Raw genomic sequence first — 9,595 nt, 5'->3', positions numbered from 1 at the left:
TTAATGATGTTCAATTTAGTGAAAATATCAATGGTTTGTTTGGCCCAATGATTTTCTATATCAACCGGCTTAAAAGCGTTGCCTTGACTTTTAAGAGCATCGTTAATTTTTGATTCCAGTACCTGAGTAGCACTGATGCCAGGCTTAAATACGTCTTTTCTAAAAGCGTTATCCGTTGTCGTTGGCGCAGGTAATGGAGTCGGTGTTGGCACTGGCGTCGGTGTTGGCACTGGCGTCAGTGCTGGCTCTGGCGTCGGTGCTGGTACTGGCGTTGGTGTTGGCTCTGGCGTCGGTGTTGGCGCTGGCGTTGGTGCTGGCTCTGGCGTCGGTGTTGGCGCTGGCGTTGGTGTTGACGCTGGCGTCGGTGTTGGCGTTGGCGTTGGTGCTGGCTCTGGCGTCGGTGTTGGCGCTGGCGTCGGTGCTGTGGATCCGCCTGTAAATACCAACTTGTAGTGTACAGGATTCAGCATTTCATCAGTAGCAGTGACACTGTAATCTTTAACGAAGAACGGATAAATGTTGTATACCCCACTAGTCATCATAATCCCATTATCGAGAACCTGTAATGCTTTTGCAGTATAAGTAACAATCATGGATTTGTCAGATGCACCCCTAGGTATGTTGAACGTGATTGTTTTGTTATCTTCATCTATAACTCCAACATGGTCATCAAGAGCAAACGAAGTAATTATTTTATCTCTATTTATATGTTTAACGTTAAGGATGAAGTCACGAGTTTCAAACACCCCATCCACATATACTCTTGCAGTCAATTTAACGACATGATCCGTATCGTCTAACGTCCGGTACACCCTACCATTGGAAGTAATTATCTCCGGGTCGCTTGATACCCATGATATGGACGATCCATATTTCCCTCCAATAGGCAACCGAACAACTGAACTTCTAACCCCATCGGCCGTGTCTCCATTATAATAACCGATCTGCAACTCATCCAAGGCTTCACGAAGCTTATCCTCTGGGGTAGGTTCTGCTCTAACAACGTTAAGAGTAAACACCTTCGTTACTGGAGCTTCACTTCCAGCTTGAAGTGTAGCCGTGAGCGTAACTTGTTTATCCCCACCAATGTATGGAGGACGTTTAACGTTACCATTGTTTGCAATAATCGTTGTGTCAGATGAAGACCAGGACAAAAATACATTCTCCATCTGAGTAGGTAAATCGATACTTGAGGTGACATTATCCTTAGTTTGACCACCGGTGAATGGTAATTCTAATGAGTCCTTGGTTTCTTGTAGCTTTTGGTATGTTGCCCAAGTTACTGTGACAGGGAACGTATCAGAGATTTTCCCATCACGTGATGCGGTAATATTGGCGGTCCCCTCCGTTACCCCCGTTACAATTCCTCCAGGAGACACTGTTGCAACAGCTTCGTTGTCGGAATTCCAAGTAGCGGTTGAACTGATATCTGTAATTGTGCCATTATTCATCGTGCCGCTCGCAGTCAGTTGTAACTCACGATTAGGCGAAAATACACCTGGTCCTGTAATGGTAATTGAATTAGCCTGCGGTTCAGCCGCAAAGGCGATGTTACCTGATCCATTAAAATTGTAGATGCTAGTCGGTGACAGTACCATAGGTGATAACAGAAGAACAGATAAAAGTAATGAAGCTTTTTTGGGCAATTTCAAGCAGATGACCTCCATAAGATGTTATAATGCCACGCTTCTGTTTAAAGCAAAGTTAGGTAGCATATATATATCGGTTGCCCTGCTTTTCTTTTGTAGATCAAGCGAATTTTTAAAAGTCAGCTCAAATCTAGCCCTCATATAGCCCTCCGTTGCATCTTCCAAAATGGATAACTATCGCGAGATGCCCTCTTCAATCACTTTCTTGTTCCTTCAAGGGTATCCACGTAAAATCCTTTGCACCAACATTTCCGATTCCCATACCGATACTTTAGATGCACATGTCGATCAAATATCAATTAAGCTACTTTTTCCTCATAAGTTGCAATGCTTCCGCTCTTGAGGCTGTGCCTTTAGCATCGAAGTCCCCATTACTGATTCCTTCAATTGAGGTATTTGAGTATCGGTTTTAACGGAAGAAGGACAGCCCCAATCTGTACTGAAGCTGTTGGAACCGGCCCCCCAATGGAACGCAAAGACTCATCCACCTTACTCGTGAGGTGGGTCTATGCTTGGAATCGCTCTCTCGGCGGATTCATAATAAAATTCCAGCCGCCAGTTTTATTTTCCCAGTTTAATCGTCATTATGGTGTCTCTTCCTGCTGTTACGCCACTGCCCTCATGAACCTGAACGGCTTGAACCGCATCGATTCCGTCAGGAACAATTACGGGAGTAATGACCGGCAGACCCGCTTTACGGATCATATCCATATCAAATTCCATCATCAACTGGCCCTGCTTCACTTTATCCCCTGTTTGAACGGCCGGGGAGAATGCAGACCCTTTCAAAGAAACAGTGTCGATTCCCACATGAATAAGCACCTGCGCCCCGGACTCATGCTCCAGAATGATAGCATGCTTGGATTTAATAAGCTGCGCAATTTTTCCGTCAAACGGAGCATACATTTTACCTTCCACCGGTGCAATGGCCGCTCCCTCACCCATCATTTTGCCGGCAAAGGCTGGGTCAGGCACCTGTTCAAGGCCGACAACCTGTCCTGTAATAGGAGCCATTACAGCAAGCTCCTTGATTGTTTTATCCTTTTTGAAAAATGACAGCATCTGTATCTCCTCCTTGTAGTCGTCCGGGAAATAAAAAAAACCCAAAATTCAGTGCGGAAAGTTGTCCGTACCAAATTTTAGGTCTTGCCTGCTAAACAGTCACAATCCCGCATCATTAATTTATGCCACTATACTAATTAATTTCTGCCTGCCTGTCAATGATTGCAGATATAGTGCAACGAACTCAAAAAATTTTGAGGATGACTTCACGTAGAAGTATTGATACAATCAGAACCACAAAATTTTAAGTTTCAGAGCTGTGAAAGTGGATTGGAGAAATGATATGAAAATCAACCGTGTTTTAAACAACAATGCCGTTGTGGTGAAGGAAGGTGATGAAGAAAAGATCATCATGGGTCCGGGCATCGCGTTCCAAAAAGGCAAGAATGACTTGATCGACCCGGCTAAAATTGAGAAAACCTTTGTGCTGAAGGAAGAAAGCAAAAAATTTCAGCAGTTGTTAAGCTCTGTACCCGAATCCCATATCGCCATGGGAGAAAAAATTATCTCACACGCCGAACAGGTGTTGGGCATGAGTCTGAATAACCATATTCATATTGCGCTGACTGACCATCTGTCCTTCGCCATTGAACGTTCCAGGAATGGCATTCAGGTGAGGAACAAGCTGCTGAACGAGATCAGGCTGCTGTACGGTACGGAGTACAAAATCGGACTGTGGTCCTTGGAACAGATTAAAGACGCCTTTGGTATTGAATTCCCGGAGGATGAGGCCGCCTATATCGCCCTGCATATCCATACGGCCAAGATGGAAAACTCGCATATTGAAAAATCCATCAAGAAAACGATCATCATCCAGGAGACAGTCGGAATCATGCTGGAGGAACTGGGCGCGGATATTGATCAAGACAGCATCTCATACCATCGCCTACTCACTCACCTGGAATTGGCACTCAGCCGTTTTTATGACCAAAAGCCCTTTCACACCCTGGATAAGGACATGCTGAAAATGATCAAAAAAACGTACAAGCATGGCTTTAAAGCAGCCAAAAAGGCAGCTGAATATTTGCAGCAAAAGTATCGTATCGAGTTTCCGGAATCGGAAATGGCATACATCGCCCTGCATCTGCAGAGAATTCTTGAAGATGTATAAAATTTGTTGACGAATGAAAATAAACCGTTTACAATGGGCTCATTCAAACGTCAATCACATACAGGGGATTGTGACTGGTTATGCAGGCAAGACCTAGAATGCTTATAAGGTACAGGTATACCTTCGGCATTTTAGGTCTTTTTTTGTTGCCCAAAAGCATGGAATCAGAAACTAATCCCCAGAATGAAAAGAGGGGGATATTATGTTTAAAAATCTGTTCAGCCGGTTCCAGGTTTTTGGCAAGGCCATAATGCTACCTATCGCTGTTCTGCCAGCAGCCGGACTGCTGCTGGGTATCGGGGGAGCCTTCTCCAATCCGAACACGATCAGCAATTATCCGTTTCTGGATCAAGTGTGGCTGCAGGCGATTTTTGTCATCATGAGCTATGCCGGCCAAATCATTTTCAGCAACCTGCCGATCATCTTCGCTGTCGGCATTGCCGTAGGGCTGGCGAAAAGCGACAAAGGCGTTGCGGGGCTGGCAGCAGTGCTCTCTTATCTCGTCATGAACGCTTCCATGAACGCCCTGCTCGTCATTTCCGGGACATTGGCAAAAGAAAAGCTGGCCGACGTCGGGCAGGCGATGATTCTGGGGATTCAAACACTCCAGACCGGTGTGTTCGGCGGTGTCATTGTCGGCCTGTTAACTTATGTTCTGCACAAAAGATTCGGCAAGGTCAAACTGCCGCAGTGGCTGGGATTTTTCAGCGGGTCAAGATTTGTGCCCATTATCACCTCTTTCTCCGCCGTATTGCTCGGTCTCCTGATGTTCTTCATTTGGCCGCCGATCCAATCGGGCATTGCCGGGCTTGGCGGTCTCGTGGACCGCACAGGTTATTTCGGAACATTTCTGTTCGGCTTTATTGTCAAGCTGCTCGGCCCCTTGGGGCTTCACCACATTTTTTACCTCCCATTCTGGCAGACAGCGCTTGGCGGCTCCATGATGGTTAACGGAACCCAGGTGCAGGGAGCGCAAAACATCTTCTTCGCCCAGTTGGCAGATCCGGCCACACAGCACTATTTTGTCGGCACTGCGCGCTTTATGAGCGGCAAATATCTGACCATGATGTTTGGCATGCTGGGTGCGGCACTGGCCATGTATCACTGCGCCAAACCGGAAAACAAGAAAAAAGTGTTCGGCCTGCTGCTTACCGGTGCGATCACATCCTTTTTGACAGGCATCACCGAACCTTTGGAGTTTGCATTTCTCTTTGTCGCTCCGATCCTGTTCGTAATCCATGCCGCATATTGGGGTCTTGCGTATATGGTTGCTCACATGCTGAACATTACCATTGGCATGACGTTCTCTGCGGGACTCATTGACTTTACGCTATTCGGTATTCTTCAGGGCGATGAAAAAACGAACTGGGTTCTCATTCCGATTGCGGGCATAGCTTTCTTCTTCCTGTACTACTTTACGTTCCGTATCCTCATTAAAAAGTTGGATTTAAAAACACCTGGGAGAGAAGATGCTGGAAACGCAGCGGATCAGGAAGAACCTACGAATGCGGGTGCTTCCACCGACAATCAGGCCGGCCGCATCCTGGCCGCACTGGGCGGCAATAGCAACATCGAAGATCTGGACTGCTGTGCAACCCGCCTGCGCGTTACCGTACATCAAGAGGGACAGGTATCGGAAGAGCAGCTAAAACAAACCGGAGCCAGTGGAGTCATTATCCGCGGTAAAGGGGTACAGGTGATTTACGGCCCGCATGTGGCCGTGATCAAAACGGAAATTGAGGAATTAATGGGAGAATAAAGATAAAGAAAAAAGGAGCTTGTTAAGATGAGTAAACCTAATATTGTTTTCATGATATCTCATGATACCGGTCGTTATCTCAGCTGTTACGGACATCAGGTCCCAACCCCGGAGCTGGACCGTCTCGCTGCGGAAGGGGTTAAATTTGACGAGTACTACTGCCCTGCTCCACAGTGCAGTCCCAGCAGAGGCAGCATTCTGACAGGCAAATATCCGCATAACAACGGCCTGATCGGCTTGGCTCATTTAAATTTTCATATCGGGGAAGATCAAACTACACTGCCGATGGCCATGAATGAGGCCGGGTATGACACAACGCTTATCGGCTTCAGCCATGAAACTATAGGTGAAGAGGAAAAAGGAACGTACAGCTCCACTTACAAGCTGGGTTATCAAAACTATCTGGGGATCGAGGGTTCCAGAGCTCCTCAGGTGGCCGAAACGGCCATTGAATTTTTACAGAAAAAAGCAAACGAACCGGAGGGACAGCCCTTTTTCGCCAATATCGGCTTTTGGGAGACTCACCGCTCCTTTGACGAGTACGACAATGTCAAGGACGATATCAGCCAGGTTCAGGTTCCTCCCTATCTTCCGGACACGGAAAATATCCGCAAGGATTTGGCACAGTTTCACGGTTCCGTTAAAGTGCTGGATGAAGCGGTGGGCCGCATAATGCGCACCTTAAAAGAGACAGGGCTAGAGGATAACACAATTGTCGTATACACCACAGACCACGGAATCGCATTCCCGCGTGCCAAAGGCACGATGAAGGATGCCGGACTGGAAACGGCGCTTATTATGTACAGCCCCAAGCTCATCGAAGGAGGCCGGGTCATTAATGAGCTGTTATGCAATATCGATATCATGCCGACCCTGCTGGAGCTGGCGGACGCCGGAATCCCTGCAGACATTGACGGCAGAAGCTTTGCTTCGTTGCTGCGAGAAGAAAAGAAACCTGTGCGTAACGATTTCTTCTGCGAGCTGACCTGGCACGATAAATACCATCCGATGCGCGGCATCCGAACAAGTCGTTATAAATATGTAAAAAACTTCGAGGACGGGCCGAAAATCTATATGCCTGTCGATATTCACCGCAGCATCTCAGGGCCGGATGTCCGTGAAGAGTTCTATGTCCCCAACGAGCCTGAGGAGCTGTATGATCTGGAGAAGGACCCGCTTGAATATACCAATTTGATCGACGACCCCGATTATGCTGAGATAGCCCGGGAACTTCGTACCAAAGTGGAACAATGGATGTCCTCTACTGACGACCCGCTGCTTCACGGTCCGGTTGAAGGCATCGAATCGGCAAAATGGGCGGAGGAAGCCCGTTACGGCAGAGCATATATTCCAGGAAACAAATAATAAGAAAAACGTCTATCGACTCGACGTACTTTCCAAGAAGACAGACCGTCTTTATTACGGAGGACTTCATGATCAATACCTAAGGATTTCGCAATGCTTTTAATCCCTTCATTCCTGATAAATATTGATGAATAGCTTCTATCTTCAAGTCTAAATTAAATTTGGACAAAAAAACTGCACCTTCGATTGTTAGATGGTGTCTAAACAATTGGGGTGCAGTTCACGAATTAACCGGCTGTCTTCTTAAAATATCATTCTCAGGTCTGACGGTGCATCGGATACTCCGATAAACTTATATTGATAAAGGTCGTTTTAATGGTCTCGCCTTCTTTGACGACAAAGGTCGGCGTATGCTGATAAACTTCCCCGTTGACGATCCACTGGTTTCGAACAATGCGTCTCTTTCTCTCTACAGGCAGGGGTTACTTGCTGAGTTTCGTAAATATTTTTTGCATAAGGCCCGGACCCGAAATTCGACTATTCTGGAAAGAGGCTATTTTCCACTCGCCGTTTTGTTTAACGGCGACATTCGTGTTAATGGAGTCTCTTTTCTTCGGCGCTGTCTTTTGCCATCTAAGTTTGACCGTACCCAATCCATGAAAAATGGCGAACTCCGGCGTAATGAAATGAATCTTCTTAATCTCGCCTTCCAAAGTCGATCCTCTCAGCACGCTGTTCCAAAGCTGCTGATGCGTATCGGCAATCGCTTTTCTCCCTTGCAGATGCTCCCCCTGAAACGTGACATAGTCGGCATCTTCCGTGAAACAGGCCCCATATGCCTCTCCATCCCCTCTGTCCCAGGCCAGCTTCAGCTTCTCAAACAAATATTCGATCTCGCTTACACCCTGTACATTGCGATTTTCCATCATTATGCACGCACCTCATTGTTATTTTCCGCCGGTAACGCGGATTTCTTCACCATTGACAAAACTGTTCGCGGCGTCCCAGATAAAGGATCAGATTCGCGACGTCATCGGGGTGCCCGATCGTCCTGTCGGAAACGATCGCGCATATCATTGAGCATCTGTTGCGGCAACACGTGCGTTACCCATTCCGATCACGTCAGTTCAGGTATGCCCACGTTATAAAATATCCCGCTGCCAGCTCCACCGCCAACATGCGGCTGAAGCCGTGCAAAGCCGCTTTGGCTGTCAGGTTAGCGGATTCATTCAGCTTGTTGGCGTGAACCAGGCTGGTTGACACGTGAATCGGCCGTCCCCATTCCCCAATTGCTCCGTTCTTCGTCAAAAATATTTTGCGGTCATTTGGCATTGTGATATACTGACTTCATAAAATTCTTAATTGACTTATTTTCTTAATTCATTATATATCTTAATTGATTAAGATAATTTAATCTTATATTGGAGGTTTCGCTATGTCAAGAGGCAATTCCCTAGAGTTTCATGACCTATCTCCATCGCAACAGGCTTTGCTTTACGAATTGCGCCAAAACAGCGCGCGAGCCGTTATGCTTCACCAGCTCATTTCGGAAAAATTGGGGTTGAATGCGACCGATCACAAGTGTCTGGACTTTTTAAACCGTACTGGTGCCGTAACCGCCGGACAATTGGCCCAATTAACCGGTTTGACGACAGGCGCCGTGACCAATGTTATCGATCGGTTAGAGCAGGCCGGCTATGTCACCAGAGATAAAGATCCGAACGATCGTAGACGGGTGGTGGTCAAGCCTGCGGAAGGGCGTTCCGCCGAAATTTCCCCTCTGTTCCAATCGGTTATGCAGTCCACACTTCAGATCCTGTCGCGGTACGATGAGCAGCAAACGTCTCTGATCCTTGAATTCATCCGCCAGTGCAACGAAATGACGCTTGCTGAAATGGATAAATTGAAGAATCAGGAAGATTCCAACAGCAATTAACCGTAAAAAAAGGCTAGTGCTCCAGAAGCACCAGCCAGAAAATAATTATCTCGAAAACAAAGCGGGCGTCGTTGGTTTAGAGAAATGAAGGAGCCCTCAGAAAGTTTTAAATGAATATATAAACACGCCTGAATGGGCACCTAAATATGCAAAAATAACAGGTTTATAAACCTGTTATCTTCAAAAAACAAAAGGGACGATATTTATCCATATCGGCCCTTTTATTATTTATCTCCGCTCCACTTTGTACCCTTTATCCTCCAGCAGCTTCACAATCCCATGGTCGCCCAAGTATCGAAATGGACATTCAAGTAGTTTGCTATCATAAGATAAAGATATAGCTCATCTACACAGAAATGGTCCAATATTTATAAAGTTGAAGCGACTTATCGCTGTCTGTGTCATATTCTAATCTTAGCAATTTCTCAAGATTCCCTTTTTGATTTTTATTAAGATTTGATTTATATCCCAAGAGTGGAAATGCTTGAAGATTCCAAGCTGAATTGCTTAGATCAATTCTATTTTCTTCTTTAACCTTGTATAATTTTGAAATATCATTATATCCTCCAACTGTATCAATTCGTGTATAAGATTCCTTTAAGACATCGCTAGCTTGATTAAACCATGAAATGGTATCGAGAGCAAAAGTATGGTAATTCCCGCTACCCTGTGGAGCTGCCGTCATAGATGAAGCAGCAGAAGCGTAAGCAGATACACCCGAACCCCAATCGCTTCCAGATATTGATGCACACCCAATTACTCTCATGGGTATA

9 protein-coding genes and 1 pseudogene (1 of these 10 cut by a window edge) are annotated in these 9,595 nt (G+C 46.2%); 4 read left to right on the top strand and 6 right to left on the bottom strand.

The window, feature by feature from the left end; translation table 11 throughout:
* From SNR34_RS03180 to SNR34_RS03170, 3 genes and pseudogenes are all read right to left on the bottom strand, one after another.
* Window positions 1–1,652, bottom strand: partial view of an immunoglobulin-like domain-containing protein gene (locus tag SNR34_RS03180; protein ID WP_486181120.1) — the 5' portion only. Its footprint begins 451 nt before the window's first position; 1,652 of the gene's 2,103 nt are visible here — the first part of the coding sequence; it begins with the start codon at window positions 1,650–1,652; the stop codon falls past the left edge of the window.
* Between the two features lie 180 nt (window positions 1,653–1,832).
* Window positions 1,833–1,948, bottom strand: a pseudogene (locus SNR34_RS03175) (IS200/IS605 family transposase); the annotation flags it as partial.
* A gap of 262 nt (window positions 1,949–2,210) precedes the next feature.
* Complete coding sequence (locus tag SNR34_RS03170; protein WP_236417439.1) at window positions 2,211–2,711, bottom strand: PTS sugar transporter subunit IIA; 501 nt, start codon at window positions 2,709–2,711, stop codon at window positions 2,211–2,213.
* A 283-nt stretch (window positions 2,712–2,994) separates the two neighbouring features.
* On the opposite strand from SNR34_RS03170, the gene SNR34_RS03165 reads away from it, so the two are divergent.
* The 3 genes from SNR34_RS03165 (at window position 2,995) to SNR34_RS03155 (ending at window position 6,946) form a co-directional block, all read left to right on the top strand.
* Window positions 2,995–3,822: a PRD domain-containing protein gene (locus tag SNR34_RS03165; RefSeq protein WP_236417440.1), complete on the top strand. Its 828-nt coding sequence runs from the start codon at window positions 2,995–2,997 to the stop codon at window positions 3,820–3,822.
* Between the two features lie 202 nt (window positions 3,823–4,024).
* On the top strand, window positions 4,025–5,581 hold the full coding sequence (locus tag SNR34_RS03160; RefSeq protein WP_486181119.1) for a PTS transporter subunit EIIC: 1,557 nt from the start codon (window positions 4,025–4,027) through the stop codon (window positions 5,579–5,581).
* Window positions 5,582–5,608: 27 nt separating this feature from the next.
* On the top strand, window positions 5,609–6,946 hold the full coding sequence (locus tag SNR34_RS03155; protein ID WP_486181118.1) for a sulfatase family protein: 1,338 nt from the start codon (window positions 5,609–5,611) through the stop codon (window positions 6,944–6,946).
* A 422-nt stretch (window positions 6,947–7,368) separates the two neighbouring features.
* Here the strand turns inward: SNR34_RS03155 and SNR34_RS03150 are convergent, their stop codons facing one another.
* Both SNR34_RS03150 and SNR34_RS03145 read right to left on the bottom strand, forming a co-directional pair.
* On the bottom strand, window positions 7,369–7,815 hold the full coding sequence (locus tag SNR34_RS03150) for an SgcJ/EcaC family oxidoreductase (RefSeq protein WP_236417445.1): 447 nt from the start codon (window positions 7,813–7,815) through the stop codon (window positions 7,369–7,371).
* 193 nt (window positions 7,816–8,008) lie between these two features.
* Window positions 8,009–8,149 carry a hypothetical protein gene (locus SNR34_RS03145; RefSeq protein WP_236417447.1) on the bottom strand — a complete coding sequence of 47 codons (141 nt, stop codon included), beginning with the start codon at window positions 8,147–8,149 and terminating at the stop codon, window positions 8,009–8,011.
* A 172-nt stretch (window positions 8,150–8,321) separates the two neighbouring features.
* On the opposite strand from SNR34_RS03145, the gene SNR34_RS03140 reads away from it, so the two are divergent.
* Entirely contained in the window at window positions 8,322–8,822 is a 501-nt protein-coding gene (locus tag SNR34_RS03140) for a MarR family winged helix-turn-helix transcriptional regulator (RefSeq protein ID WP_339275924.1), read from the top strand.
* Window positions 8,823–9,168: 346 nt separating this feature from the next.
* On the opposite strand, the gene SNR34_RS03135 is transcribed toward SNR34_RS03140, so the two are convergent.
* A complete protein-coding gene (locus SNR34_RS03135; protein WP_486181117.1) occupies window positions 9,169–9,588 on the bottom strand; it encodes a hypothetical protein in 420 nt (139 codons plus the stop codon).
* Window positions 9,589–9,595 lie beyond the last annotated feature (7 nt).

This window comes from Paenibacillus sp. XP01, from assembly GCF_057364885.1.
The sequence above is the reverse complement of the archived record's forward strand: the minus strand, read 5'-3'. Positions and strand labels throughout refer to the sequence as shown.